At 55.9% G+C, this 26287-nt stretch carries 30 protein-coding genes; 14 read left to right on the forward strand and 16 right to left on the reverse strand.

What is annotated here, in order from left to right; all coding sequences use genetic code 11:
- Positions 1-6: 6 nt before the first annotated feature.
- From flgH to flgB, 7 genes are all read right to left on the reverse strand, one after another.
- Positions 7-705 carry a flagellar basal body L-ring protein FlgH gene (flgH, locus tag NNN71_RS05140; RefSeq protein WP_163448111.1) on the reverse strand — a complete coding sequence of 233 codons (699 nt, stop codon included), beginning with the start codon at positions 703-705 and terminating at the stop codon, positions 7-9.
- A 78-nt stretch (positions 706-783) separates the two neighbouring features.
- Positions 784-1566 (reverse strand): flagellar basal-body rod protein FlgG, encoded by a 783-nt coding sequence (flgG, locus tag NNN71_RS05145; protein ID WP_035894201.1) that lies wholly within the window; start codon positions 1564-1566, stop codon positions 784-786.
- Between the two features lie 8 nt (positions 1567-1574).
- Positions 1575-2330: a flagellar basal body rod protein FlgF gene (locus tag NNN71_RS05150; RefSeq protein WP_163448112.1), complete on the reverse strand. Its 756-nt coding sequence runs from the start codon at positions 2328-2330 to the stop codon at positions 1575-1577.
- Between the two features lie 18 nt (positions 2331-2348).
- Positions 2349-3629, reverse strand: coding sequence for a flagellar hook protein FlgE (flgE, locus tag NNN71_RS05155; RefSeq protein ID WP_163448113.1), 1281 nt, complete (start codon positions 3627-3629; stop codon positions 2349-2351).
- Positions 3630-3656: 27 nt separating this feature from the next.
- Positions 3657-4352, reverse strand: coding sequence for a flagellar hook assembly protein FlgD (flgD, locus tag NNN71_RS05160; protein WP_163448114.1), 696 nt, complete (start codon positions 4350-4352; stop codon positions 3657-3659).
- Between the two features lie 12 nt (positions 4353-4364).
- The gene (gene flgC, locus NNN71_RS05165; RefSeq protein ID WP_163448115.1) at positions 4365-4769 is read right to left on the reverse strand and encodes a flagellar basal body rod protein FlgC; all 405 of its coding nucleotides are present in this window, start codon (positions 4767-4769) and stop codon (positions 4365-4367) included.
- A 3-nt stretch (positions 4770-4772) separates the two neighbouring features.
- Positions 4773-5186 (reverse strand): flagellar basal body rod protein FlgB, encoded by a 414-nt coding sequence (gene flgB, locus NNN71_RS05170; RefSeq protein WP_163448116.1) that lies wholly within the window; start codon positions 5184-5186, stop codon positions 4773-4775.
- A gap of 156 nt (positions 5187-5342) precedes the next feature.
- Here flgB and flgA point away from each other — a divergent pair, with 156 nt between their 5' ends.
- The 3 genes from flgA to flgN all read left to right on the forward strand — a co-directional run bounded on the left by flgA (position 5343) and on the right by flgN (position 6829).
- A complete protein-coding gene (flgA, locus tag NNN71_RS05175; protein ID WP_163448117.1) occupies positions 5343-6002 on the forward strand; it encodes a flagellar basal body P-ring formation chaperone FlgA in 660 nt (219 codons plus the stop codon).
- A gap of 97 nt (positions 6003-6099) precedes the next feature.
- On the forward strand, positions 6100-6393 hold the full coding sequence (gene flgM / locus NNN71_RS05180; protein WP_064549088.1) for a flagellar biosynthesis anti-sigma factor FlgM: 294 nt from the start codon (positions 6100-6102) through the stop codon (positions 6391-6393).
- A gap of 4 nt (positions 6394-6397) precedes the next feature.
- Positions 6398-6829, forward strand: a complete 432-nt coding sequence (gene flgN / locus NNN71_RS05185) for a flagella biosynthesis chaperone FlgN (RefSeq protein WP_163448118.1) — start codon at positions 6398-6400, stop codon at positions 6827-6829.
- A gap of 44 nt (positions 6830-6873) precedes the next feature.
- On the opposite strand, the gene murJ is transcribed toward flgN, so the two are convergent.
- The 4 genes from murJ to rimJ form a co-directional block, all read right to left on the reverse strand.
- On the reverse strand, positions 6874-8409 hold the full coding sequence (murJ, locus tag NNN71_RS05190; protein WP_163448119.1) for a murein biosynthesis integral membrane protein MurJ: 1536 nt from the start codon (positions 8407-8409) through the stop codon (positions 6874-6876).
- Positions 8410-8520: 111 nt separating this feature from the next.
- Entirely contained in the window at positions 8521-9444 is a 924-nt protein-coding gene (locus NNN71_RS05195) for a Gfo/Idh/MocA family protein (protein ID WP_163448120.1), read from the reverse strand.
- A gap of 5 nt (positions 9445-9449) precedes the next feature.
- On the reverse strand, positions 9450-10100 hold the full coding sequence (locus NNN71_RS05200) for a YceH family protein (RefSeq protein ID WP_167576202.1): 651 nt from the start codon (positions 10098-10100) through the stop codon (positions 9450-9452).
- Positions 10101-10109: 9 nt separating this feature from the next.
- A complete protein-coding gene (gene rimJ, locus NNN71_RS05205) occupies positions 10110-10694 on the reverse strand; it encodes a ribosomal protein S5-alanine N-acetyltransferase (RefSeq protein WP_064549078.1) in 585 nt (194 codons plus the stop codon).
- A 319-nt stretch (positions 10695-11013) separates the two neighbouring features.
- Here rimJ and tatA point away from each other — a divergent pair, with 319 nt between their 5' ends.
- The 7 genes from tatA (at position 11014) to NNN71_RS05240 (ending at position 15368) form a co-directional block, all read left to right on the forward strand.
- Positions 11014-11223 (forward strand): twin-arginine translocase TatA/TatE family subunit, encoded by a 210-nt coding sequence (gene tatA / locus NNN71_RS05210; RefSeq protein WP_163448122.1) that lies wholly within the window; start codon positions 11014-11016, stop codon positions 11221-11223.
- A gap of 139 nt (positions 11224-11362) precedes the next feature.
- Entirely contained in the window at positions 11363-11923 is a 561-nt protein-coding gene (locus NNN71_RS05215; RefSeq protein WP_163448123.1) for a lipoprotein, read from the forward strand.
- 135 nt (positions 11924-12058) lie between these two features.
- The gene (gene pyrC, locus NNN71_RS05220) at positions 12059-13105 is read left to right on the forward strand and encodes a dihydroorotase (protein WP_163448124.1); all 1047 of its coding nucleotides are present in this window, start codon (positions 12059-12061) and stop codon (positions 13103-13105) included.
- Between the two features lie 71 nt (positions 13106-13176).
- On the forward strand, positions 13177-13389 hold the full coding sequence (gene dinI / locus NNN71_RS05225) for a DNA damage-inducible protein I (protein ID WP_271458016.1): 213 nt from the start codon (positions 13177-13179) through the stop codon (positions 13387-13389).
- A 309-nt stretch (positions 13390-13698) separates the two neighbouring features.
- The gene (gene bssS / locus NNN71_RS05230; protein WP_064549067.1) at positions 13699-13953 is read left to right on the forward strand and encodes a biofilm formation regulator BssS; all 255 of its coding nucleotides are present in this window, start codon (positions 13699-13701) and stop codon (positions 13951-13953) included.
- A 138-nt stretch (positions 13954-14091) separates the two neighbouring features.
- Positions 14092-15210: an N-methyl-L-tryptophan oxidase gene (solA, locus tag NNN71_RS05235; protein WP_271458017.1), complete on the forward strand. Its 1119-nt coding sequence runs from the start codon at positions 14092-14094 to the stop codon at positions 15208-15210.
- A gap of 44 nt (positions 15211-15254) precedes the next feature.
- Complete coding sequence (locus tag NNN71_RS05240; RefSeq protein WP_271458018.1) at positions 15255-15368, forward strand: DUF2770 family protein; 114 nt, start codon at positions 15255-15257, stop codon at positions 15366-15368.
- Here NNN71_RS05240 and trhO read toward each other — a convergent pair.
- Positions 15365-16426: an oxygen-dependent tRNA uridine(34) hydroxylase TrhO gene (trhO, locus tag NNN71_RS05245; RefSeq protein WP_167576204.1), complete on the reverse strand. Its 1062-nt coding sequence runs from the start codon at positions 16424-16426 to the stop codon at positions 15365-15367. The two genes, NNN71_RS05240 and trhO, sit on opposite strands and share 4 nt — an antisense overlap.
- 223 nt (positions 16427-16649) lie before the next feature.
- On the opposite strand from trhO, the gene NNN71_RS05250 reads away from it, so the two are divergent.
- The 3 genes from NNN71_RS05250 (at position 16650) to NNN71_RS05260 (ending at position 19404) form a co-directional block, all read left to right on the forward strand.
- Positions 16650-17570 carry a Kdo(2)-lipid IV(A) acyltransferase gene (locus NNN71_RS05250; RefSeq protein ID WP_271458019.1) on the forward strand — a complete coding sequence of 307 codons (921 nt, stop codon included), beginning with the start codon at positions 16650-16652 and terminating at the stop codon, positions 17568-17570.
- 135 nt (positions 17571-17705) lie between these two features.
- Positions 17706-18923: a multidrug efflux MFS transporter MdtG gene (mdtG, locus tag NNN71_RS05255; RefSeq protein ID WP_271458020.1), complete on the forward strand. Its 1218-nt coding sequence runs from the start codon at positions 17706-17708 to the stop codon at positions 18921-18923.
- Positions 18924-19029: 106 nt separating this feature from the next.
- Positions 19030-19404: a MysB family protein gene (locus tag NNN71_RS05260; protein WP_249022014.1), complete on the forward strand. Its 375-nt coding sequence runs from the start codon at positions 19030-19032 to the stop codon at positions 19402-19404.
- Here NNN71_RS05260 and NNN71_RS05265 read toward each other — a convergent pair whose 3' ends face one another.
- The 3 genes from NNN71_RS05265 to mdoG all read right to left on the reverse strand — a co-directional run bounded on the left by NNN71_RS05265 (position 19405) and on the right by mdoG (position 23813).
- Positions 19405-19626, reverse strand: a complete 222-nt coding sequence (locus tag NNN71_RS05265; protein WP_411908127.1) for a YceK/YidQ family lipoprotein — start codon at positions 19624-19626, stop codon at positions 19405-19407.
- Between the two features lie 130 nt (positions 19627-19756).
- Positions 19757-22285, reverse strand: a complete 2529-nt coding sequence (gene mdoH / locus NNN71_RS05270; RefSeq protein WP_271458021.1) for a glucans biosynthesis glucosyltransferase MdoH — start codon at positions 22283-22285, stop codon at positions 19757-19759.
- Positions 22278-23813, reverse strand: a complete 1536-nt coding sequence (mdoG, locus tag NNN71_RS05275; RefSeq protein ID WP_223802319.1) for a glucans biosynthesis protein MdoG — start codon at positions 23811-23813, stop codon at positions 22278-22280. The genes mdoH and mdoG overlap by 8 nt, the downstream gene beginning before the upstream one ends.
- Before the next feature lie 272 nt (positions 23814-24085).
- On the opposite strand from mdoG, the gene mdoC reads away from it, so the two are divergent.
- On the forward strand, positions 24086-25246 hold the full coding sequence (gene mdoC, locus NNN71_RS05280) for a glucans biosynthesis protein MdoC (RefSeq protein WP_163448131.1): 1161 nt from the start codon (positions 24086-24088) through the stop codon (positions 25244-25246).
- On the opposite strand, the gene ymdB is transcribed toward mdoC, so the two are convergent.
- Positions 25243-25800, reverse strand: coding sequence for an O-acetyl-ADP-ribose deacetylase (ymdB, locus tag NNN71_RS05285; protein WP_167576208.1), 558 nt, complete (start codon positions 25798-25800; stop codon positions 25243-25245). The two genes, mdoC and ymdB, sit on opposite strands and share 4 nt — an antisense overlap.
- Positions 25801-26287: the final 487 nt, after the last annotated feature.

The raw sequence follows: 26287 nt of genomic DNA on the forward strand, positions 1-26287 counted from the left end.
ACCTCGTTACATCGGCGATAAATTAAGGAAGAAACGCTGCAGCCAGCCCATATTCTGCGCTTCATTGATATAGCCGTTGCCCACGTATTCGATACGCGCATCCGCCACCTGCGTCGACGGCACGGTGTTGCTGCCGCTAATGGTGCGCGGGTTAACGACCCCGGAGAAACGGATAAATTCGGTACCCTGATTAATCGCGATTTGCTTCTCGCCCACCACGTGCAGGTTGCCGTTGGCCAGAACCTGATCGACGGTCACGGTCAGCGTGCCGCTAAAGGTATTGCTGGCATTAGCGCCGCCCTTGCCGTTGAAGGAGTTGCCGCCAGACGCTTCCACATCCGCGCGCTCATTACCAAACAGCCCCTGGAGGTAGCGCGGCACGGTGTCGAAGCCGAAGTTGGTTTTGCCATCACGACTCGCATTTGCCGAGGAGCTTTTGCTCGCGCTGACGTTTTCCTGCAGCACGATGGTCAGCGTATCGCCGATATTGCGCGGACGACGGTCTTCAAACAGCGGCTGATAGCCGTAGTTAATCGGCTGAGCGGTCTGGAATATAGAACCGTTCGCCACCGGCACCGGGCCGGGAATCGGTTGTGCGGTCGTCGCCCCTTCAACCAACGGTTTCGAGGGGATCCATGCGCACCCCACCACGCTGAGCGCGACGAGGGTTAAAAGCGGATAGCGAAACGCTGCAGATTTTTGCATTGCTTTCTTCTTCTGAATCTCGGGAACATCCCGGCGTCGCATCGCCTCGCCAGGCGACGCGACGCCGAGGCCTTGCCTTTACAGCTGCGTCAGTTTTTGCAGCATCTGGTCAGTCGTCGATACCGCTTTACTGTTGATCTCGTACGCGCGCTGCACCTGAATCATGTTGACCAGCTCTTCCGCCACGTTGACGTTAGAGGTTTCAACATAACCCTGGTACAGCAGACCCGCGCCGTTCAGACCCGGCGTAGTGTCGTTCGGCGCGCCTGATGCCTGGGTTTCGATGTACAGGTTTTCCCCGATACTCTCGAGACCGGTGTCATTCATAAAGGTCGACAGGTTCAGTTGTCCCACCTGCACCGGGTTTGCCTGGCCCTGCTGGGTAACACTGACAATCCCGTCACGGCCAATGGTGATGCTGATGGCGTTGGCCGGAATGGTGATGGCGGGCTGTACCTGATAGCCGCTGGCGGTCACCAGTTGGCCGTTCTGGTCAACCTGGAACGAACCGTCGCGAGTGTAGGCGGAGGAACCGTCCGGCAGCAGGATCTGGAAGAACCCGTCGCCTTTGATCGCCACGTCTTTACTGTTATTGGTCTGCGACAGGTTGCCCTGGCTATGCAGACGCTCGGTCGCCACGGGACGTACCCCGGTACCAATCTGCAGGCCGGAAGGCAGTGTCGTTTGTTCGGATGATTGCGCACCCGGCTGGCGAACGGTTTGATAGAGCAAGTCTTCAAACACCGCGCGCTGGCGCTTAAAACCATTGGTACTGACGTTCGCCAGGTTGTTGGCGATAACGTCCATATTGGTTTGCTGCGCGTCCAGACCGGTTTTGGCGATCCATAATGAACTGATCATAATTTTCCTTAGCTCATTGACAGCAACTGGTTAGCTTTCTGCGTGTTTTCATCCACGCTGCTGATAACCTTCATCTGCATTTCAAAGCGGCGTGAACTGGCGATCATGTCCGCCATCGCCGCCACGGGTTTAACGTTACTGCCTTCCAGCACACCGGACTGCAGGCGCAGCGTTGGGTCCGCCTGAAGGGCCGGCCCACGCGTTGCCACGGTCTGCGGCGTCAGGTGAAACAGGCCGTCATCGCCACGCGCGACTTCGGTGCCGTTGGCCTTCACCATCTTCAGCTTGCCGACCGGCGACACCGTGTTCGGCGGGTCGCCCGGCGTCAGCGCCGAAATGGTCCCGTCGGCGGCAATCGTTACCTGCGAACCTTCCGGCACGTTCAGCGGACCGGCCTCGCCAATCACCGGATTACCCTGAATGGTCAACTGCCCGGTGGCGCTCACCTGAATATTGCCGTTACGGGTATATCCTTCCGTACCGTCTGCCGACCGCACCGCCAGCCAGCCATCCTGCTGAACCGCCACGTCCAGCGGACGCGCGGTATAGTCCAGTTGGCCGGGGGTCATATCCGCGCCCGGCGTGGTGGCGGCGACCAGCGTACGGGTCTCGACGCTCGGGCCGACCACCGGCACCGCACGCATTGCCGTCAGCTGCGCGCGAAAGCCCGGCGTAGAGGTATTGGCAAGGTTGCTCGCCGTGACCGACTGCTGCTGCATGGTCTGGCTGGCGGCGCCCATTGCCGTATATATGGCGTGATCCATAACGTCACCCTGTTACGATTAACGCAGGTTAACCAGCGTGTTGAGGATCTGATCCTGGGTCTTGATGGTCTGCGCGTTCGACTGGTAGTTACGCTGCGCGACGATCATGTTCACCAGCTCTTTGCTGAGGTCGACGTTGGAGGCTTCCAGCGCGCCGTTGGTCAGTGAACCGAAGTTACCGGTGCCCGCGGTGCCCAGCAGCGCGACGCCCGATGACTGCGTTGCCGACCAGACGTTATCGCCCTCTGACTGCAGACCTTCGTTGTTGGCGAAATTCGCCAGCACAATCTGCCCCAGCAGTTGGCTCTGCTGGTTGGAGTAGTTACCCACCACCGTACCGTCTTCGTTGATCTGGTAGCTCACCAGGTTGCCCGGCGCGAAGCCGTTCTGGGTGGTGGCGACGATATCGTTCGAGCCGGTGTTCTGCTGCATGGAGTTGAGGAAGCTCAGGGAGAAGGTGCTACCCGCGGAACCGTTCAGTCCCGCCAGGGCGACGTCAATTTGCGGCGTCGCGTTGGCCGTGCCATTCAGCGTCCAGGTGCTCGGCGTAGTGGTCGTATCTTCTGTATAGTTGGTCACACCTGTCAGCGTACCGCTTGAAGAAAACTCCATCTGAGCCGCTTTCACCGGATTGGCACCGCTGACGCTGGAGTCCAGCGTCCAGACGTCCCATTTGTTGTTATCCGTCTTCACGTAGTAGACGTTCATGTCATGGGAGTTACCCAGACTGTCGTACACGGTCACGGTACCCTTTTTGTTATAGGTATCCGGATCGGTCGGATTGAAAGGCTTCGTCGTCTGATCAATTTTGTCATCCGTGGAGTTCAGGTTCATCTGCATCGCCGCGGTGGTGGTCGTTTTCGCCGACATCAGCGTATTCGGAATCGTCAGCGCCACCGGGTTCGCCCCCTGCTGGATGGTCGCCGGGTTACCGGTCGCCGGGTAGCCGGTGACGCTCAGCCCCTGCATGTTGACCAGATTGCGGTTCTCATCAAGCTTGAACTGGCCGTTACGGCTGTAGTAAACGGAACCGTTGCTGTCGACCAGACGGAAAAAACCGTTCTGGCTAATCGCCACGTCCAGCGCGCGTCCGGTACCGGTGGTGGTGCCGTCGGTAAAGTCCTGGGTAATCCCCGCAACTTTTACCCCCAGCCCCACTTTGGAACCGGCAAACATATCGGCAAACGATGCGGTCCCGGATTTAAACCCGTAGGTCGCGGAGTTGGCGATGTTGTTGCCGATAACATCGAGGTTGGTGGCAGCAGCGTTTAATCCGCTTACCGCTTGTGAAAAGGCCATAACGTCTCTCCTGAAATAGTTAGAGGCTTAAATAATCTGGCGAACCTGATCCAGCGTGGTGGTGCCATAGGTACCCAAATCCAGTTTGTTGCCATCGCTGCCCAGCGTAACGCCCTGCACCAGGGCGAACTGCAGCGGCTGAACCACCAGCTGCGTGGTGCCCTGGCTGGCGGCGAAGTTGATGTTGTAAGCGCCGTCCGGTGCCGCCGTGCCGTCATCCATCTTGCCGTCCCAGGTATAGGTATGAACGCCGGCGGTCTGCGCCCCCAGATTTAACGTCCGGACCACTTTGCCGGTCCCGTCGACGATGGTGGCGGTAACCTTCTCGGCGGACTGCGTCAGCTCAATGCCAAACGGCGTGGTATCCACGCTGGTCTCATCGCTGCTGTTTTTGCCAGCCAGAATGGTGCTGCCGGGAATCATGACGCCGTGGCCCACCAACGCGCTGGCCTGCAGCGACTGGCCGCTATTAATCTGTCCGGAGATGGAACCCAGCGTGGTGTTGAGCTTCTCAATGCCGCTGAGCGTGCTGATCTGCGCCAGTTGCGAAGTCAGTTCATTGTTTTGTAACGGGTTAGTCGGATCCTGGTTTTTCAGCTGTGCAACCAACAGCGTCAGAAAGCTGCTCTGCAGGTCGGACGAACTGTTGGTGCCGGAGCTGCTGATCGACGATGAGGCCGAACTGCTACTGCTGGTATCATTGATATTGGCTACGACAGACATCGGTTACCTCCCTTATTGCCCAAGCGTCAGCGTTTTGAGCATCATGCTCTTCACGGTATTCAGTACCTCGACGTTTGCCTGATAGCTGCGCGACGCCGACATGGTGTTCACCATCTCGCCCACGACGTCGACGTTAGGCATGCGCACATAGCCTTTCGCATCCGCCAGCGGATTCCCCGGCTGGTAGACCAGCTTGTCCGGCTCCTGGCTTTCAACGACATCAGCGACTTTCACGCCACCGGTCGCCGCGCCCATCGGCGCATCCACCTGAAAAACAACCTGCTTAGCACGATACGGCTGGCCATCCGGCCCGGCGACGCTGTCGGCGTTGGCGAGGTTACTCGCGGCCACGTTCAATCGCTTGGACTGCGCGGTCAGCGCGGAACCTGCAACATCGAAGATATTGAGTAGTGCCATGGATTAGTTCCCCTGCAGGACACTCAGCATGCCCTTAATCTGTCCGCCCAGAACCGTGAGGCCGGTCTGGTACTGGAGGCTGTTATCGGCGAACTGCGTACGTTCCCGGTCCATATCGACGGTGTTGCCATCCATCGCGGGCTGATCGGGAATGCGGTACAGCAGATCGGTATTCGGCGCGGAAAGCGCCTGGGCAGGAATATGACGTTCGGAGGTCAGCGTCAGCGCAACGCCGCTGCCTTCCGCGCGCCCGCGTGACATCACCTTTTTCAGTTCACTGGAAAAATCCATATCGCGCGCCTGATACCCCGGGGTATCGGCGTTAGCGATATTGGCAGCCAGAATCTCCTGGCGCTCTGCGCGCAGGTTTAATGCCTCTTGCTGAAAACGTAATGCGGCGTCGAGTTTATCGAGCATGTCTCCTCCGCTAATGACAAAGTTTCAGCCGACAGCTTAATTCTCCTTATGCGCGCGTCATCGACGGAATAAGCGCAATATGCGTCGCTATTTGTTGCGTTGATGTCATCGCAAGTTGAGTAAAATGCGTGCATTCGCCATCCACAGGAGCGTTCAATGCGTCAGCTCATTGTCCCATTCACCGCTGCGATACTGGCCTTTAGCCCGCTTGCTCAGGCGGCTGATATTCAGTCGCAGCTGACCGCGTTCTTTCGCGAACGGCTGACTGGCTTTAGCGATGAGGTCAGCGTCAAGCTGCGCAATACGCAGAATCAGCAGCTTAGCTGTGACGCTCCCACGTTCAGCACGCCGGGTAACTCGCGGTTATGGGGAAATCTGACGGTGGTGGCCCAGTGCGGGAATACAAAACAGTATTTACAGGTGACCGTGCAGGCAGTAGGCGATTACGTTGTCGCCGCGGCGCCAATCGTCCGCGGATCGCCGATTGAGTCGCAGAGCGTCACATTAATGCGTGGGCGGCTCGATCAGCTGCCGCCGCGTACCATGTTGAATTTGTCGCAGGCCGAGGATGCCATCAGTCTGCGCGACGTTGCCATCGGCCAGCCGATTCAGCTGTCGATGGTGCGCCAGTCGTGGCGGGTGAAAGCAGGACAGAAAGTGATGGTCGTCGCCCAGGGGGAAGGCTTTAGCATCAACAGCGAGGGGCAGGCGTTAAACAACGCCGCGGTGGCCCAGAACGCCCGCGTGAGAATGCCTTCTGGTCAGGTGGTGAGCGGTCAGGTGAGCGCTGATGGGAATATTCTGATTAATCTATAAACTTCTTAAAGAATATGTGTCGCTTGCCGATAGATAATTAACAATTAATGAGAGTCGGCGCCTGCGCCATACCAAAGCCTCCAATGAGGAAAGCATTATGAGCATCGATCGTACATCATCTCTGAAAGCGGTAACGCCGGTACAACATCGCGAAACGCCGGAGACCAGTGCACAAAAAGTACGTGCCGAGAAAACCGAAACCGCCACCAGCGCCAGCGTGACGTTAAGCAATGCGCAGACCGCACTGACCCGTTCAAGCAGCGGCGATATTAATATGGCGCGCGTCGAGGAACTGAAAACCGCCATTCGTAACGGCGAGTTAAAAATGGATACCGGTAAGATTGCCGACGCGCTGATTCAAGACACGCAAGATTATCTACAGAGTAAATAAGCGCATGAGCAGTTTGTCAGCCATTCTGGACCAAATGACCAGCATCCTTCACTCTCTTAAAGAAGTGATGGATGCTGAGCAACAACAGCTCTCTGCAGGCAGCGTTAACGGCCTGCGGCTTGCCAGCATTACCGAAGAGAAAAGCTCTCTGCTGGCGACCTTAGACTACCTGGAAAAACAGCGTCGCGTGGAACAGGACGCCCGACAAAGCACCGATAATGAAGATATCGGCAGTCGCTGGCAGACCATTACGGAAACCACGCAGCAGCTGCGTCGGTTAAATCAGCATAATGGTTGGCTGCTTGAAGGACAAATTGTCCGCAACCAGCAGGCGCTCGATGTGCTGAAGCCTTTTCAGGAGACGGGACTGTACGGAAAGGATGGTCAGGCAGCAGGCAGCAGCCTTACCCGTAGCGCGAAGAAGTTCTCTGTCTGAACACGGGCGGGGCCACAGAACGTGCCCCGCGAAGTGTATTTCGTTTACGCCGTCCGGCGTACAAACTCTTTAATTCTGAAGCCCAGAATGGCCAGCGCGGCAAAATAAGCCACCACGCCCACCACCACCACGCCCATCAGACGCAACAGACGGAAAGGCATCGTACCCTGCGACCACTCCGGCATGACGTGCATCATACCGAGCAGCGCCGCCGCCATCACCAGCACCGACACCACCAGACGCACCAGGAACATGCGCCAGCCCGGCTGCGGAGTGAAGATTTTCTGCTTACGCAGCTGCCAGTACAGCAGCGCGGCGTTCAGACAGGCCGCCAGACCAATCGACAGCGATAGCCCGGCGTGCTTCAGCGGGCCGATAAACGCCAGGTTCATCAACTGGGTCATAATCAGCGTGACGATAGCAATTTTCACCGGTGTTTTAATGTCCTGACGCGAATAGAAGCCCGGCGCCAGAACTTTAACGACGATGAGCCCCATCAGGCCAACGGAGTAAGCCACCAGCGCGCGCTGGGTCATCGCGGCATCAAAGGCGGTAAACTTACCGTACTGGAACAGCGCCACGGTCAGCGGCTTGGCCAGAATACCCAACGCCACCGCGCTCGGCAGGGCCAGCAGGAAACACAGGCGCAGGCCCCAGTCCATCAGGCGGCAGTATTCGTCGTGGTTGCCGCTGGCAAAGCTTTTCGACAGCGACGGCAGCAGGATAGTCCCCAGCGCCACGCCCAGCACGCCTGACGGGAACTCCATCAGACGGTCGGCGTAATACATCCACGAGACGGAGCCGGAAACGAGAAACGAGGCAAAAATGGTGTTGATGATCAGCGAGATCTGGCTCACCGAGACGCCGAGAATTGCCGGCCCCATCTGTTTCACCACCCGCACCGCGCCCGCGTCTTTAAAGTTGATGCGCGGCAGCACCAGCATGCCGATTTTTTTCAGATGCGGAAGCTGATAGGCCAGTTGCAGCACGCCGCCGACGGTCACCGCCCACGCCAGCGCCAGCACCGGCGGATGGAAATGCGGCGCGGCGAACAGCGCGAAGCCAATCATGCTGATATTGAGGAAGGTTGGCGCAAAGGCTGGCACCGAGAAGCGGTTCCAGGTATTCAGGATCGCGCCGACCAACGAGGCGAGCGAAATCAACAGAATATACGGGAAGGTAATACGCAGTAGCTGGGTGGTCAGCGTGAACTTGTCAGCGGTGTCGGCAAAGCCCGGCGCGGTAATGGTGATCACCCACGGCGCGGCCAGCATCCCCAGCACGGTAACAATCGCCAGCGCCAGCGTGAGTAACCCGGATACATAGGCGACAAATACCCGCGTGGCCTCTTCACCCTGCTTGCTTTTGTATTCGGCCAGAATCGGCACAAACGCCTGGGAAAACGCCCCTTCGGCAAAAATTCGACGCAGCAGGTTCGGTAGCTTAAACGCCACGAAAAAGGCGTCGGTGGCCATTCCTGCCCCAAACACCCTCGCCACAATCGCGTCGCGCGCAAATCCCAGCACGCGCGAAAACATGGTCATCGAGCTGACGGCTGCCAGCGATTTTAATAGGTTCATGACTTTGTGATTCCACAACCCGCAAACAAAACGCCCGGTAGACGGGCGCGAAAAAGTGGCGTTAGTCTACCGGGTTCGGGATGAATTGCTACTGCCAGTTGTTACAGCTGGTTATTCGCGGATCGCCTCATGCCACAGCCCTTCCACGATACGCTGGGCCATAATCGCCTGCTCCCCCGCCGTTTCCGGAACCGTCTGATTTTGCACGCATTCAATAAAATGATGCGCGCAGCCGACAAACCCACGCTGTTCGAGGGTCGTTTGCCAGCCGGGAATCGGCCGCGTCACGACGCCAGCGCCACGCTCTTCACGCCATTCGCGCATATCGGTGACCTCATAGAGCCCGCCGTCCGCCACCGCCTGCACCGACTCACGCTGGCTGCCTGCGCGGCGATGCATACTGGTGGTAATCTGTAGGCCTGGCTGGCTGAAGTGGTGCTCGGCATAGAACATGCAGCCTTCATCGGTGGTTTGCAGCACGCCATCGCTGAGTTTGGCCTTACCGCCCGCCAGCCACAGCGCGGTATCCACCACGTGCAGATAGTCATCCAGCAGGGTAAATCGCAGATCGTGCGGGCCGACGCTGTCGCTACGATGTTTATCCATCCGCAGCGAGGCCATTTCACCCGCCTGTTTTTTCAGCTCACGGTACAGTGGCGAAAAGCGGCGGTTGAAACCCACCATCAGGGTCAACTTTTTGCGCGCCGCCAGCGCCACCAGCCGTTCCGCATCATCAAGCTTATCGGCCAACGGTTTGTCCACGCAGACGTGCACCCCTGCGTTCAGCAACTCGCTGACCACCGCATAGTGAGACGCCGTGGAACTGTGCACAAATACCGCGTCGCACTGGGCGGCCAGCGCCGCCAGCGAATCGGCGTAAGGCATGCGGTAGGTTTCGCACACCTTCAGCGCCTTTTCTTTACCCGGCGACCAGGCGGCCTGTAGCGTCCAGTCTGTTGCCGCGCTCACCACCGGCAACCATGCCTTCTGCGCAATACCGCCCAGGCCGACCACACCAATGCGAATTTTAGCCATGCTGATTACTCCCCAAGGTGCGCCAGCAGTGAATCCAGACGCTGTTTCAGTTCCGCAACTTCGCCTTCCAGCGCTTCAACCCGGTCGCGCAGATCGCCATCAGCCGCTGGCGCACTGCTCTGAGCCGCCACCGACTGTAAATCAACTTCACCGCTAAACAGATGCATATAGCGGCTTTCCCGCTTGCCTGGCTCACGCGGCAGACGCACAACAAACGGGCCGTCTTCGCGGTTCGCCAGACGTTCCAGGGTACTCTCCACCTCGGCCATGTCGGCAAATTCATGCATGCGCTGCGCGCGACCACGCAATTCACCTGGCGTCTGCGCGCCGCGCAGCAGCAGTGTCGTCACCAGCGCGACTTCGGCAGAAGAGAGTTTCAGATCGCCAAACTCCGAGTTGCAAAAACGCTGTTCGTACTTGGTGACGCGGTTACCAAACCCACTGACCGTACGCAAATAGTGGCGCTTGACCAGGGTATCGAGCTGATCCTGAACTTCCGCTTCGCTGAGCGTCATCACCGGCTCGCGATTGGTTTTCTGATTACAGGCCGTCGCTACGGCGTTGATCGACAGCGGATACTGCTCCGGCGTCGTCACCTGCTTTTCCAGCAGGCAGCCGATCACGCGAGCTTCCAGAGGCGTTAATTGGTATTTCATGGTGATTCCTTAGCGGCCAGGCGTCCATTGTGGGGTGGTTAAGGCGGTCAGTACGTGATCGCGCCATTCACCGTCAATCAGTAAATAGTCCTTCGCATAACCCTCTTTTTCGAAGCCGAGACGCGCCAGCAGATTCCCGCTGCGCTGATTATGCGGCATATAGTTCGCCATAATACGGTGAATATGCTGCGTGCGCTGCATATAACGAATGGCGGCGGTCAGCGCTTCGTACATCATCCCCTGCCCCTGCCACTTCTGGCCGATGGAGTACCCGAGATAACACGCATGGAACGACCCGCGCACCACGTTGGAGAAGTTGGCGACACCGATGATCTCTTTTTCCTCAGGGTCAAGCAGCGCGAAATAAAAGGCGGTTCCCTGCTTGTGGAACTCGTTAATCATCGACAGGCGCGCCTGCCATCCTGAGGGATAGCAGTGGCTGTCATCGCGAATGGGTTCCCAGGGTTTTAAAAACTGTCGATTCTCGGCGTAATAATCCGCCAGACGCCACGCATCCCGGTCGTGAATCAACCGCACAACCAACCGATCCGTGGTCAACCGAACTTTCGGCACGTTACTGCGATAGCCAAACATCTCACTACTCCTGTACCCAATCTATACCCTGATCGTTTAACTATACCTGCCCGACGGCAGCCAATGAAAACAACACGCTGTCTTTTTGCATTGTGATAAAAAAGGACCACCGCTGGCAATACGAGAAAAGGTGAGATCGCGCGGAAAATGAAGATGTTTTGTCTTAACGGTCGACAGGCGCTAAGCAGTTGAGAAATGAGATAAAACGCAGAGGTTATTTTTTATCGGTTCCTGCAGGTGAATTTATGCCATTAACAGACAAATATTTCCCCGCGCGGTTTGCGAGAATTGGTCATTATTTTCTCAATAGGTTTGTATCATGGGTGAAATTAGCGTTACCAAACTCTTAGTGGTCGTCGTGCTTTTTGTTCTGGTGTTCGGCACCAAAAAACTCGGTTCCCTCGGGGCGGACCTGGGCACGGCGTTAAAGGGCTTTAAAAAGGCGATGAACGACGTGCATGCCGACACGGACGCCGACTTTACCGCAGAGAAGAAAACGGCAGAGAATAAGCCGCACGACCAAGCCTGAAGCCCGCAAAATCAGCGAGTAGCGTTCACCATTTTGCCCCATCCGCGGCACTTTCAGTATTTTCCGCTGTCAGATTGTTACTGACAGCGTATGCTGCTTATTGTCAGGATGCATACAACGCTTTACGTTGAGGAACCCCATGAAAAAATTGTTAGTCATTGCCGCCCTGATCGTTAGCGGCCTGGTTGTTGGCTGTAATCAGCTTACGCAATATTCGGTCAGCGAGCAGGAGATTAATCAGGCGTTGCAAAAACGCAATAATTTCTCCAAAGATATCGGGGTCCCGGGCGTGGCAGACGCCCATATCGTCCTCAACAATTTGACCAGCGCCATTGGCCGTGAAGAGCCGAATAAAGTGAGCCTGAGCGGTGACGCGAAGCTGGATCTGAACTCCCTGTTCGGCAGCCAGAAAGCCAACATAGCCCTCAAGCTGAAGGCCTTACCGGTGTTTAATCAGGAGCAAGGCGCCATCTACCTGCAGGAGATGGAAGTGGTGGATGCAAAAGTCACGCCGGAGAAAATGCAGTCGGTGGTGCAAACGTTGATTCCGTATCTTAATCAGTCGCTGCGCACCTACTTCAACAAGCAGCCGGCCTACGTGCTGAAAGAAGATGCCAGCAAGGGTGAAGCGCTGGCGAAGAAATTCGCGAAAGGCATTGAAGTGAAGCCAGGCGAAATCATTATCCCGTTCACCAACTAATCCCTTGTTGTTCATGCCCGATGGCGCCATGTCATCGGGCATTATTTTTTACGGAAAAGGATGCAAAGGAAAACGTTTCCGCTTATCCTTAGTGCCCGGCAAAAATGACTGATATCCCACCAGCCGGAGCCTTACATGACCGCATTACCGCAAGTTCTGAAAATTCGCCGCCCAGACGACTGGCATATCCATCTTCGCGACGGCGAGATGTTGAAAACGGTTGTTCCGTATACCAGCGAGCTGTATGGCCGCGCGATTATTATGCCGAACCTGGTTCCGCCAATTACCACCGTCGATGCGGCTATCGCCTATCGCCAGCGCATCCTCGACGCGGTGCCTGCCGGGCACGACTTCACTCCGCTGATGACCTGCTATTTGACCGATACGCTGGATCCAAACGAACTGGAGCGCGGTTTTAACGAAGGCGTATTCACCGCCGCGAAGCTGTATCCGGCTAACGCTACCACCAACTCCAGCCACGGCGTGACCAGCACCGATGCGATTATGCCCGTGCTGGAGCGCATGGAGAAGCTGGGCATGCCGCTGCTGGTGCACGGCGAAGTGACCCATGCAGAAATCGATATTTTCGACCGCGAGGCGCGCTTTATCGACAGCGTGATGGAGCCGCTACGCCAGCGCCTTCAGGGCCTGAAAGTGGTGTTCGAACACATCACTACCAAAGATGCCGCCGAGTATGTGCGCGACGGCAATGACCTGCTGGCCGCCACCATCACGCCACAGCATCTGATGTTCAACCGCAACCATATGCTGGTCGGCGGCGTGCGTCCGCATCTGTACTGCCTGCCGATTCTGAAACGCAACGTTCACCAGCAGGCGCTGCGCGAACTGGTTGCCAGCGGCTTTACCCGCGCCTTCCTCGGCACTGATTCCGCGCCGCACGCCCGTCACCGTAAAGAAGCCAGCTGCGGCTGTGCGGGTTGCTTTAATGCGCCTGGCGCGCTGGGCAGCTACGCCACCGTGTTTGAAGAGATGAACGCGCTTGAGCATTTCGAAGCGTTCTGCTCGCTGAACGGCCCGCGCTTCTACGGCCTGCCGGTTAACGACAGCTACGTTGAGCTGGTGCGTGAAGAGAGTCAGGTCGCGGAAAGCATCGCCCTGAGTGATGATACCTTAGTGCCGTTCCTCGCCGGAGAAACGCTGCGCTGGACGGTGAAAAAATAAAATCGCGCCCCCTGTTGTAAACTCCTGAATATGACTGTATAAATATACAGTATATTACACAGGGGGCAATTATGCGTATTGAAGTCACTATTGCAAAAACCACCGCGCTGCCGGCAGGCGCCTTAGACGCGCTGGCAGACGAACTTTCCCGCCGTATCAACAACCAATTTCCAGACAGCGGTGGCGCCGTTAGCGTGCGCTATGCTGCCAGCAATAACCTTTCCGTGATCGGTGGCATTAAAGAAGATAAAGACCGCATCAGCGAAATCCTCCAGGAAACCTGAGAAAGCGCCGACGACTGGTTCATCACCGACTAAATATTCCCTCATTGTGTTTTTTTGCCGGGTCGCCCCGGCTTTTTTTATTCCCGCGCTTGTTTTTCTGTGATCAATCCCCACTTTTTACATTAGCGGTAAAAAATTGCGCGACATGGTTGTTTATTGCGCAAATAGCCGACTAACTCAGGAATTTGTGTTGCTTTTGATTTCAATTCTCGAGTATTTATTGAAGTGTTGTATACTGATAAAGCTTCACAAAAAATTGCATTAGACCTCGAGAGTTGTTGCCTTTTAACACGTAAATAAGGGGTTATGATGGAAAAGAATAATGAAGTCATCCAGACCCATCCCCTCGTCGGATGGGACATCAGCACCGTAGATAGCTATGATGCGCTGATGTTGCGCCTGCACTACCAAGACCCCAATCAATCGAGCAATAAAGAAGCAGAAGTTGGCCAAACGCTATGGCTGACGACCGATGTCGCACGTCAGTTTATTTCCATACTGGAAGCCGGGATTGCCAAAATTGAGTCTGGCGATTACCAGGTCAACGAGTATCGCCGGCATTAACGCCGATACTTTTCTCGTCGTAATGGCAAACAGGCACCCTCGGGTGCCTTAATTATTTTCACGCTTGTATAACAACTGCAGCTTAATTTACTCTACCAGACACAGATTTCGCGCCTCATTATCGAGTCAGGAAAGACTATGCAATACGATCTCATTATTGTTGGCAGCGGCTCCGTCGGTGCCGCAGCCGGTTATTACGCCCGTAAAGCGGGTTTAAACGTCCTGATGACCGACGCCCATATGCCGCCCCACCAGCAGGGTAGCCACCACGGCGACACGCGTCTGATGCGCCACGCCTACGGCGAGGGTGAGAAATATGTGCCGCTGGTACTGCGTGCGCAAGCGCTGTGGGACGAGCTGTCCACCATCAGCGGCGAAGAGCTGTTCGAACGCAGCGGCGTGGTGAATCTTGGCCCTGCCAATTCCACCTTCCTGCAGACCGTCGCCCAGAGCGCCGCGCAGTTTAACCTGCCGGTAGAGCGGCTGGACGCCAGCGCGCTGATGGCCCGCTGGCCCGAAATCACCGTGCCCGCCGACTATCAGGCCATTTTTGAACCCGGCTCCGGCGTACTGAAAAGCGAACTGGCGGTAAAAACGCTGATCGCGATGGCGAAAGACGCGGGTTGCGCCCAGCTGTTTAACTGCCCGGTCACCGCCATCCACAGCGATGCCGATGGCGTAACAATTGAAACGTCTGAAGGCCGCTGGCAAGGTAAAAAACTGCTGCTGACCGCCGGTACCTGGGTGAAACAGTTCTACCCTGAACTGCCGATTCAGCCGGTACGTAAGGTCTTTGCCTGGTTCCAGGCCGATGGCCGCTATAGCCGTAAGAATAACTTCCCGGCGTTTACCGGCGAGTTGCCTGACGGCGATCAGTTCTACGGTTTCCCGGCGGTTGAAAACGAATTGAAGATTGGCAAACACAACGGCGGGCAGCTAATCAACAGCCCGGAAGAGCGCAAAGCGTTCGGCTCGGTCGCCAGCGACGGCTCAGAAGCGTTCGGCTTCCTGCGCCAGATTTTGCCCGGCATCGGCGGTTGTCTCTACGGCGCAGCCTGTACCTACGATAACTCGCCGGATGAAGACTTTATTATCGACACCCTGCCCGGCCAGCCCGACGTGCTGTTTATCGGCGGTCTGAGCGGCCATGGCTTTAAGTTCGCTACCGTGCTGGGCGAAATTGCCGCCCAATTTGCGCAGCAGCAGACGCCAGCGTTTGACCTAAGTCCCTTCACGCTGGCCCGCTTTAACCACTAAAATGAACGGCCCCGACAATGCGGGGCCGCGCTACAGAGAATGATATGCGTCGTCTGTTTTACTTCCTGATCAACAACATTCGCGAGCACCTGATGCTTTATCTGATGCTCTGGCTTCTGCTGGCCCTCGCCGATATCGCCTATCTCTATTTCAGCTAGTTGTTTTGCCCTTCCGGGTCAGGAATGCCTAAACGCGTATTCAAACGACCGCGCGACTTATTAAAGATCTTATTGCCGTTTTCGCGGCCCGCACGTCGCTGACGTTGTTCCTCTTCCGGCAGCTTGTGTTCCTGCTGGCAGGCTTCGCTGCAGCAGCCTTCAAACTTCTCGGCGCAGGCCGGGCACTGAATAAACAGCAGGTGGCAGCCGTCGTTCAGGCAGTTGGTGTGGCTGTCGCACAGCGTGCCGCATTGGTGGCAGTGGGCAATCACCTCATCGGAGATACGCTCGCCCATGCGCTCGTCGAAGACGAAGTTTTTGCCGATAAAGCGTACCGGTAAGCCTTGCTCGCGGGCGCGACGCGCGTATTCAATAATACCGCCTTCAATATGCCACACCTGCTTGAAGCCGTTGTGCTTCATCCAGGCGCTGGCTTTCTCGCAGCGAATACCACCGGTGCAGTACATAACGATTTTTTTATCTTTATGTTCCTGCATCATTTCCACGGCCTTCGGCAACTGCTCGCGGAAAGTATCTGCCGGAATTTCCAGCGCCTGCTCAAAATGGCCCACTTCATATTCGTAGTGGTTGCGCATATCGATAAATACCGCGTCCGGATCGTCCAGCATGGCGTTAACTTCTGCCGCTTTCAGGTAGTCGCCGACGTCGCTGGCATCGAAGGTAGGATCGTCAATCCCGTCCGCGACGATACGATCGCGAACCTTCATGCGCAGCACCCAGAAGGATTTACCATCGTCATCAAGGGCGATATTCAGACGCAGGTCTTTAAGCGCCGGATCAAAGCTGTACAGCCGTTCGCGCAGCTTTTCCACGAGGCTGGCCGGGACGCTGATCTGGGCGTTAATGCCCTCGTGGGCGAGATAGATACGGCCAAAGACCTTGAGCTCCGTTAGCGCAACATACAGCGCATCCCGGGTGGCCCTGGGATCGACGATGGTGAAGTATTTATAGAATGAGATAGTGGTGCGTGGCTCGGTTTCTGCCAGCATCTGCGCTTTCAGCGTCTCATTCGAAATGCGGTTATGCAACACTGGCATGGTGTTCTTATCCTGCAAAATAGAATGGATGGTCTTAATCGGGGCGCATGATATAGCAATCATCGTTAATTTACATCCCCACATTTTGCGCTACATTTTCATCACCAATAATAATACCGCGCAAAATCTCTGGCTAAATTATCGTCGGTCGTGGCCCCGGCATTTTGGTTGACGGAAAAATAGTGCGACAATAGAACCAGTTGCTCGTAAAAACAGGAAACACATGACCCAGTTACCCAAGTTCACCGCTGCGCTGCTGCATCCTCGCTACTGGCCATCATGGCTGGGCATTGGTCTGCTCTGGCTGGTCGTTCAACTGCCCTATCCGGTTATCTACCGTCTCGGCAACGCGATGGGTAGACTGGCATTGCGGCTGATGAAGCGCCGCGCAAAAATTGCCTACCGTAATCTGGAGCTTTGCTTCCCGGAGATGAGCGAAGCAGAACGTCATCGGATGGTGGTGAAGAATTTTGAGTCCGTGGGCATGGGCGTGATGGAGACCGGCATCGCCTGGTTCTGGCCAACGAAGCGTATTAACCGCTGGATGGACGCCAGCGGCCTTGAGCACATTCGCGCCGTACAGGATTCTGGCCGCGGCGTTTTGCTGATCGGTATTCACTTCCTGACGCTCGAAATGGGCGCCCGGATGTTTGGTATCCACAACCCTGGCATCGGTGTCTATCGTCCAAACGACAACCCGGTTCTCGACTGGCTGCAAACCTGGGGTCGCATGCGTTCGAATAAAAGCATGCTCGATCGTAAAGACCTCAAAGGGATGGTCAGGGCGTTGAAAAACGGCGAGATCATCTGGTACGCGCCGGATCACGACTACGGCCCGCGCGCCAGCGTGTTCGCCCCGCTGTTTGCGGTGAAAGACGCGGCGACTACTTCCGGTACCTGGATGCTGGCGAAGATGTCTAAAGCCTGCGTTGTGCCGTTTGTGCCGCGCCGCAAACCGGACGGTAAAGGCTACGAGTTGATTATCCTTGAGCCGGAGTGCAATCCGCCGCTGGACGACGCGGAAACGACTGCCGCATGGATGAACGCCATCGTCGAGAAATGCATCCTGATGGCGCCCGAGCAATATATGTGGCTGCATCGGCGCTTTAAGACGCGTCCGGAAGGTGTCCCCTCCCGCTACTGATCGCAACGCGCAGCCCAGGCTGCGCGTTTTGTTTTAGCTTTAAAAGCTACCCACATTGCGGTGATATGAACACGGGCGCATAATTAGCAGGCTTATAAATACACTCTCTTTTGGCGATATTGCCTGCGGAACCCTATGCTACCCTCAGATGCCCCCATAAACTGGAAGCGTAACCTCGCTGTCGTCTGGCTCGGCTGTTTTTTAACCGGCGCTGCATTCAGCCTGGTGATGCCGTTCCTTCCCCTGTACGTTGAGCAACTTGGCGTGACTGGCCACAGCGCGCTGAATATGTGGTCTGGCCTGGTCTTCAGTATCACCTTTCTGTTTTCCGCCATCGCCTCCCCGCTGTGGGGCGGTTTAGCCGACCGTAAAGGCCGCAAAATCATGCTGCTGCGTTCGGCACTGGGCATGGCCATCGTCATGCTGCTGATGGGGCTGGCGCAGAATATCTGGCAATTTTTAATCCTGCGCGCGCTGCTGGGGCTGCTGGGCGGTTTTATTCCTAACGCCAACGCGCTGATTGCCACTCAGATCCCACGCCATAAAAGCGGCTGGGCGCTGGGGACGCTCTCGACAGGCGCGGTCAGCGGCGCGCTGCTTGGGCCGCTCGCCGGTGGTTTCCTGGCCGATAACTATGGGCTGCGTCCGGTCTTCTTTATGACCGCAACGGTACTGTTTATCTGCTTCGTTCTGACCCTGTTCTTTATCCGCGAGCAGTTCACGCCGGTCTCCAAAAAGGAGATGCTGCATGTTAAAGAGGTATTCGGCTCGCTGAAAAACCGCGAGCTGGTGCTTAGCCTGTTCGTCACCACCTTAATTATTCAAGTCGCCACCGGTTCAATTGCGCCAATCCTCACGCTCTACGTGCGCGATCTGGCGGGGAATATCAGCAACATCGCCTTTATCAGCGGTATGATAGCCTCAGTCCCCGGCGTGGCGGCGCTGATTTGCGCACCGCGCCTGGGGAAACTTGGTGACCGCATCGGCCCGGAGAAAATTCTTATCGTCGCGCTGATTGTTTCGGTGCTGCTGCTGATTCCGATGTCATTTGTGCAAAACCCGCTACAGCTGGGTATTCTGCGCTTCCTGCTGGGGGCCGCCGACGGCGCGCTCCTTCCGGCGGTACAAACGCTGTTGGTCTATAACTCCAGCAACCAGATTGCCGGGCGTATTTTCAGCTACAACCAGTCGTTCCGCGATATCGGCAACGTGACCGGGCCGTTGATTGGCGCCGCCGTATCGGCCAACTATGGCTTCCGCGCGGTGTTCTGCGTGACCGCCATCGTGGTGCTGTTTAACGCCGTTTATACCGGTTTCAGCCTACGCCGTAACCCGGAACCCTCTCGCCCCTAGCCCTCTCGCCCTGCGGTTTGCGTGAAAACATCGCGCAGGGCGTGTACAACCGAAAACTTCAGCTATTATTTCCCTGAATACCACGTCAAATTGCAGGGAGAAAGAGATGACCTTATACGCCACGCTCGAAGAAGCTATTGATGCGGCACGTGAAACTTTTCTCGCCGAGAATCCCGGTCTGGAGGAGAGCGAAGCGGACGTACAGCAGTTCAATATGCAAAAGTACGTTTTACAGGACGGTGACATCATGTGGCAGGCCGAGTTCTTCGCCGATGAGGATGAAGAAGGCGAATGTCTGCCAATGCTCAGCGGCGAAGCCGCGCAGAGCGTGTTTGACGGTGACTTTGACGAGATTGAGCTTCGTCAGGAGTGGGTAGAAGAGAATACGCTACACGAGTGGGATGAAGGCGAGTATCAGCTGGAGCCCTCTCTCGATACCGAAGAGGGCCAGACCGCTGCCGATGAATGGGATGAGCGCTAGTTACTCATAAGGCCCGTGGCTGGCGTCAATCGGCAGCAACAGGGTGTCGAACACCAGCGAGAACGGTAGATCGATAATGGTGACATAGCGCCAGGCGGAATCGCGCAAATCCCACTTTACGCCCGGATAATACTGGTTTCCATGGCCCTGTCCGGGAATCGTTCTACTGATAATGCTGCCGCATCCGCTCAGCACTATCGTCATGACGACAACCAGTAACATTCGTATCACGTTGTTCTTCCTCATTGTTACAGACAAAAAAATACCGGCTGGATGGCCGGTATTTCCTTACGGCAAATATCTCCCCTGACCTTCCCCGGCGGGGTTCCACCTCGACCGGGGACGCTCCGGGTTATTTGGCTTTTAACGCCTGCGGATTCAGCGTCAGCTTATCGTACTCAGCCACCCAGGAGGAATATCTCTCCGGCGCGGCCCAGACGCGGTAGTGCAGACGCGACAGGGTGACCGGGTCGCTCAGCAGCACCAGACGACGATCGCGGTTCAGCTTATCCGGCGTTTCGTTCAGCGCCTGTTCAACGTGGCGATCGCGGGCGATCTCCAGCACATGGCTCGCACGGTGACGCGCGGTTGCCATCGCCGTTGCCAGGGCGTTAAACGACGGATTAAACACCGCATGCATAAAGCCGTCGTCCAGCACGCGTGCGCGGTTCTGTTCCAGATACGCTTCGGTATCAGCCAGAACCTTCGGCGTGCTGTACTCTTCCGGAATCAGGAACAGCTTCCAGCGTTTGGTGCGCAGACCCACGGTCGAGCGGCTGGAGATCACCGACACGAACGGCGACAGAATCAGCGAGAACACAATCGGCGCCAGCCAGAACAGGAAGCGCAGATCCAGCCACGCCATGCCGACAGCCCACACCAGGCCCAGCAGCAGCTGAGAACCGTGACGCATAAAGGCTTCACTCCACGGCGTGGAGTCATCATCACGCTGCGGCGAGTTCCAGACCACTTCCCAGCCCAGGAACGCGCTGACCACGAATACGGTGTGGAACAGCATACGCACCGGTGCCAGCAGCACGGAGAACAGCACCTCCAACAGCAGGGAGACCGTCACACGTACAAAGCCGCCATACTCTTTCGAGCCTTTGCACCACACGAGAATGATACTCAGCAGTTTCGGCAGGAACAGCAGCACCATGGTCGAGGCAAACAGCGCGATCGCCAGCTCAGGACGCCACTGCGGCCAGACCGGGAACAGCTGACGCGGCTGCAGGAAGTACTGTGGCTCGGTTAGCGCATGCACTACCTGCAGCGCGGTCGACAGGGCCAGGAACATAAACCACAGCGGCGCGGAGAGATAGGACATCACACCGGTGAGGAACACCGCACGGTGAACCGGGTGCATCCCTTTTACCAGGAACAGTCGGAAGTTCATCAGGTTACCCTGACACCAGCGACGGTCACGCTTCAGTTCATCCAGCAGGTTCGGTGGCAATTCTTCATATGAGCCCGGCAGATCGTAGGCAATCCACACGCCCCACCCGGCACGACGCATCAGCGCGGCTTCAACGAAGTCGTGCGACAGAATCGACCCGGCGAAGTTACCGTCACCCGGCAGCGGCGCCAGCGCACAGTGCTCGATAAACGGCTTCACGCGGATGATGGCGTTGTGGCCCCAGTAGTGCGATTCACCTAACTGCCAGAAGTGCAGACCGGCGGTAAACAGCGGGCCGTAAACGCGGGTTGCAAACTGCTGGCAGCGGGCGTACAGCGTGTCCATACCGGAGGCGCGCGGCGAAGACTGGATGATCCCGGCATTCGGGTTCGCTTCCATCAGGCGCACCAGGTTGGTCAGGCAGTCGCCGGACATCACCGAGTCGGCATCCAGCACAACCATATAGCTGTACTGATTACCCCAGCGTCGGCAGAAGTCATCGATGTTGCCGCTTTTACGCTTCACGCGACGACGACGACGACGATAGAAGATCTGCCCTTCACCCTGCACCTCGGCAATCAGCTCCATCCAGGCTTTTTGCTCTGCTACGCAGATGTCCGGATTGTAGCTGTCGCTGAGGATGTAAACGTCAAAGTGCTTCTGCTGACCAGTGGCTTTCACTGACTCCCAGGTCGCACGCAAACCGGCGAATACGCGGGACACGTCTTCGTTACAAATAGGCATAATCAGCGCCGTCCGGTGTTCCGGATTCAGCGGCTCATCGCCCACGGTAGACGCAGAAATGCTGTACTTGTCGCGGCCAATTAGCAGTTGCAGGAAGCCCATCAATGCGGTCCAGAAACCGGCGGAGACCCAGCAGAACAGGACGGCAAAGAGGATCAGGATCCCGGTTTGCAGCAGATACGGCAGCAGCTGCATAAAGGAGACCCACAGATTCTGCCCGACCATATCGGCCGGGTTAATCAGCGCCCAGCCCTGATACGGCAGGATGGTCTTCATATACCAGGTCGCGACCACGGTCTGCGCCAGCGTCAGAATCAGCAGCGTGTAACGGCGTAAGGAACCCACCGTACGCCATTTCGCTTCACGTTCCTGCTCTTCTTTGGTCAGACGAGACAGGTAGCGCGGAGTGACATCGCGGCCACGCAGACGATCCCAGAAGCGACCAACCGGGTTGGTACGCCATGGGTCCGGGAACATAGAAGAACGCGTAGCTTTCGGCATCGCCTGCAGCTGCGTGCGCCCTTCCTCGTCTTTCATCAGTTGATCGCCGCCCAGAGAATCTGGCCAGCTCTCTTTCAGACGCGCTTTGACGGACGCCAACGGCGTGTCGTCATCGCGTGCAATTGTCTGATGCTCGTCATCCAGCGCTTCGTGCACGGCGCGCAGCGTCGTGTCCGGGAGCGCCGCTTTTTCTGCATCCGTAAGCGACAGTGCGTCGATATACTTCGTTGTCTTATTCATTTGCAGGCAGCTGATAGCTCCAGGTTTCACTCAGCGCTTGGTCCGCGTTGACCAGCGCAGCGCGCATTTCAGTGGTTTTCTTCGGATCTTTCACCTTCACGCGCAGCGTTAAACGCCAACCTTTGGTCACCGGGTTATAGCGAACGCTGTTTTCAACGATTTCACCGTTATCACCAATGCTCGTCTGCGCCGTTACCGGCGTATCCTGCGGCATTTTACGCATATCGGCACCGGTAAAGTCGACGATGAACGCCAGGGTACCGTCAGGCTGACGAATCAGGTTCGACTGTTTGACATCGCCGGTAGAACGGCGAGTCTGCATCACGTACGCGTTGTCCGTGGCATGCAGTTTGTCTTCGTCACGGGTAAAGGTGATGGTGTACTTGTAGTTCATCTCTTTACCGGCTTCCGGCAGTTTATCCGGCGTCCAGTAAGCCACAATGTTATCGTTGGTTTCGTCGTTGGTTGGGATCTCGACCAACTCAATGGTGCCTTTGCCCCAATCGCCTTTCGGCGTGATCCAGGCGCTTGGGCGCAGATCGTAGCGGTCATCCAGATCTTCAAAACGAGAGAACTGACGGCCACGCTGCAGCAGACCAAAGCCCTGCGGGTTTTCGGTCGCGAAGCTGCTGACGGCCAGATGTTTCGGGTTGTTCAGCGGACGCCAGATCCATTCGTCGTTGCCGGCGTGGATAGACAAACCGTTAGAATCGTGCAGTTCCGGGCGATAGTTGGTCGCGGCGGAAGGCTGGGTCGGCCCGAACAGGAACATACTGGTCAACGGCGCAACGCCCAGTTTACCCACTTTGTCGCGCAGATAAATTTTGCTCTGCACGTCGACGACGGTATCGCGACCCGGCATCACCACAAAGCGGTAAGCGCCGGTTGCACGCGGGGAATCCAGCAGCGCATAGATAGTCAGACGCTTATCGGTCGCTTTTGGACGCTCGATCCAGTATTCACGGAAGCGAGGGAACTCCTCACCGGACGGCAGCGCCGTGTCAATCGCCAGACCGCGGGCAGACAGGCCATACACCTGCCCCTGACCGAGCACGCGGAAGTAGCTGGCGCCCAACATGCTGACGATCTCGTCGTTCTTATCTTTGCTGTTGATCGGATACAGCACTTTGAAGCCTGCAAAACCAAGATCCTTCACGGTGTCTTTGTCATGCTTAACGTCACCGAACGTGAAGTAGTCCGGGCTGTACTTAATTTTCCGCACGGAGGTCGCCGTGACTTCATTAATGGTCACCGGCGTGTCGAAATACATACCCTGGTGGTAGAATTCGAGCTTAAACGGGGTCTTAATGTTGCTCCAGTATGCCTTATCGTGGTTGAACTGGATTTGCTGGTAGTCCGCATATTTCATATCGCGGAAGACGGAAGGCAGGTTGCTTTTCGGCGCTTCATAGCTTTTATCCGCCAGCGACTTAGCCTGCTTTGCAACGTCATCAATAGTGAATGCCCATGCAGATGAAGTACACAGGGACAACATTACGGCTGCGCCTAACCAACGCAGTTTCATCATCTGTGGTTTCTGTTTCATATAACTAAGCACTTCCCCCTTTGTGTGCTTAAATCGATCCGATCCATTTTACTGGAAATTCAAGCAATCCGACAACATAATCCCCATATTGTTCAGCCCGGTGGCTTAGGTATTAAGCAACCGTCGACTGTGCTTTGCACTTTGCGTGCTTATCCTGGAGACAGGTAACCAGAGTTCGTGTAGGGTTGCCAACGAATGTAAACTTTCTCGTCTTAGTCTGTAAGGCGATTAGTCTGAGAATCGTACCTAACCCTATGAATAACAAACCCGCACAGCGTGAATATTTTCTCGACTCGATTCGGGCCTGGCTAATGTTGCTGGGGATCCCCTTTCACATTTCGCTCCTGTATTCTACCCACACCTGGCATATGAATAGCCCGACGCCGTCATGGTGGCTGACGCTTTTTAACGATTTTGTGCACGCATTTCGCATGCAGGTGTTCTTTGTTATCTCCGGCTACTTTTCCTACATGCTCTTTTTGCGCTATCCCATCAAAAAATGGTGGAAGGTTCGCGTTGAGCGCGTGGGTATTCCGATGCTAACCGCCATTCCGCTGCTCACGCTGCCGCAATTCCTGATGCTGCAATACGTTAAGGGTAAGACGGAAACCTGGCATACGCTGTCGTTTTACGAAAAATATAATACGCTGGCCTGGGAACTGGTGTCGCACCTGTGGTTCCTGCTCGTTCTGGTGGTGCTGACTACTCTCGGCATTCTGGTCTTTCACCAGATGCGCCGCCGCCAGATGCGTCGCCGGGCCGATCTCTTCGACAACATGACCATGGGCAAACTTACGCTCATGTTCCTGCTGCTCGGTGTGGTTTACGCCGCTATCCGTCGGACGCTATTCCTTATTTACCCGCCGATTCTGAGTGATGGCCTGTTTAACTTCGTGGTCATGCAGACGCTGTTTTACGTGCCCTTCTTTATTCTCGGCGCGCTGGCCTTTATTCATCCGAAGTTAAAAACGCTGTTCACCACCCCTTCACCGTGGTGCATCGTGGCGGCCCTGTTCGGGTTTATCGCCTATCGACTGAATCAGCACTACGGTTCTGGCGATGCATGGATGTATGAAACGGAATATGTGATTACGATGGTATTAGGCGTGTGGATGGTGAACGTGGTGTTCTCATTCGGCCACCGTATGCTGAACTTCCAGTCCGCACGCGTCACCTATTTCGTTAATGCTTCCTTATTTATCTATCTGGTGCACCACCCGCTGACGCTGTTCTTCGGCGCCTGGATTATGCCGAGCATCAGCTCAAATACGCTCGGCTTCCTGACCGGGTTGGTTTTTGTGGTGGGCTGTGCGTTGGTGTTGTACGAAATTCATCTGCGTATTCCCCTGCTGCGTTTCCTGTTTTCCGGCAAACCACAGCAAAAAGCACCTAAACCGCAGACGGCCGGCCACTAGGTGTTGGCGTCGTTGGCCAGCGCGGGGATCCGCGTCTGGCCAAGTATTTCCTGATATAAACGCGTGGTTTCGTCATCGAAGCAGACGAAAAAGACGATTTCCGGCAGGCTACGGCGAGTCAGAAATGCCGCCACCGTACTGATGGCAATTTCCGCTGCCTCGCGATGAGGATAGCCGTAGGCCCCGGTTGAAATCGCCGGAAAGGCCAGCGTGCGATAGCCATTATCCAGCGCCAACTGCAAACTGTTGTGGTACGCCTGCTCCAAGAGCGAGGCTTCCTGTTCTCCCCCGCCCTGCCAGACCGGCCCGACAGTATGAATGACAGCTTTTGCTTTCAGGTTTCCCGCGTGGGTGATCACCGCATGTCCGGTCGGACAGGTGCCCTGCTGCTGGCGAACAACGGCGCAAGCCTCCTGTAATGACGGCCCGGCGGCGCGATGGATTGCGCCATCCACGCCACCGCCCCCCATCAGTGAAGGATTGGCGGCATTGACGATAACATCCACCTCAAGGCGGGTGATATCCCCCTGCTGCACCTGAATTCGTTCGGTCATGCTCACTATCCTCTTACTAAGACGAATCGATTATCTACCATAGCCGTAGTTTTAAACCTATAAGAATCTGATTGAAATAGGTTTTCCTTAGAAACAACACTACTACTTGTGTAAAGTACCTCTTAGGAATAACTCATATAGCGAGTATCAATATCAAAGAAAGAGCCAGTGCATAAGGCACTATCTCGTTTCAGGTTCAGTTACGTAGTAAAGGCGTAGACAAGGCTTTCTCAAGATCGTTCATCACTATAGATGCTGCTGAGCGTGAGCAAAAGTATAACGGTGCTACTACATCAAATCTGGAGGGTAAGCACTTTCATTGCAAACTTGATGAACTAATGAACAATCTTGATTTACTTATCTATCTCACGTTCTACTATAAAGGAATTGATTTACTATGCCTGTCTAACAAAAGATAGGTAACCACTCTTTAACATTAGTGGCTATCTGTGAATACATTTGCAATCATAGATAGTCAACTTATAAG

It is taken from the genome of Kluyvera sp. Awk 3 (genome assembly GCF_028069715.1).
Classification (GTDB): Bacteria; Pseudomonadota; Gammaproteobacteria; order Enterobacterales; family Enterobacteriaceae; genus Kluyvera; species Kluyvera georgiana_A.